A 1,011-nucleotide genomic window follows, 5' to 3' on the forward strand; every position below is an offset into this window, starting at 1 on the left:
TTTTTATAGTCACTTACCCTATCGCAAGCATCTGGATGACTTCCATACAAATGAACAACTATTAATTTTTTTTTCGTTGTTGTTTTCAATAATGCTTTTAATTTTATCTAGCAACATAAAATCAGATGTATTCTTTGAGTCATACCCAGCAAGTTTAATAAAGTATTTCTCATCGCTTCTTTTAGCAATAAATGAAACTGGTGTATCGAACTCACCAATATACCCCTGATTAGAAACCCAATAAGTTTTCATTCCAGCAGACTTAACGAGATCAATAAAACTTAAACTATAATCCGGCTCCCATTTATCAACGTCAGGTTTAGTTAACATCAACCTTAACGATGCAACTGTATTTGTTCCTCCGGATGTTAATCCGTCAATCAGAACACCATTGGATTCACTCATAAATGGAGTGTTATTAATAGGGTAACCATATGCATGGTGATAATCTTTTCTTGCGCTTTCTCCAATAATTAGAATGTAAGTTTTATATTTTGAATTCACTAGTTCAGACCGTCCCCAATGGCTAGGTAAATTAAGCGAATTTAATTTATTCAGTTCGGAGTTCACTTTAAGAAAAGAATTAGCTATATCTTTAAAAAAGATAGACGGCGACAGATTTGTCATTACGAAAATAATCATAATGATTATCATTGTTTTGTTTCTATATACTTCAATATTATACTTAACACTTATAAATCGATAAAGAAGAATCCCTGATATTATCAAAAAAAGGAAACGAGTAATTAACATAAGGTATTTGAGAGAAAAAACTCCTTGCTTTCTAAAAGATCTGTGGCGAAAACAGAAGCCACATATTGATATGTCGGTTGACCAAAAAACACTTCCAATAGGTGAATATATGGCGTAAATAAAACACATAGGAAAAACCAACAACCAAAATGCTTTTTTGGATGCACTCAAGAACACAATAAGAACGACAACTAAGAAAGCATTCCTTTCACTTCCTGATAACCCTGCGCCTTTCAACATTAATTTCGATATAAAAAA

The 1,011-nt window shown here is 32.1% G+C and carries 1 protein-coding gene; it reads right to left on the reverse strand.

Annotated elements, in window-relative coordinates; all coding sequences use genetic code 11:
• Positions 1-18: 18 nt before the first annotated feature.
• Positions 19-1,011: sulfatase-like hydrolase/transferase (locus AYY16_RS13100; RefSeq protein ID WP_208020741.1), on the reverse strand; the 993-nt coding region annotated here is incomplete at its 5' end.

The organism is Morganella psychrotolerans (assembly GCF_001676155.1).
Lineage (GTDB): Bacteria > Pseudomonadota > Gammaproteobacteria > Enterobacterales > Enterobacteriaceae > Morganella > Morganella psychrotolerans.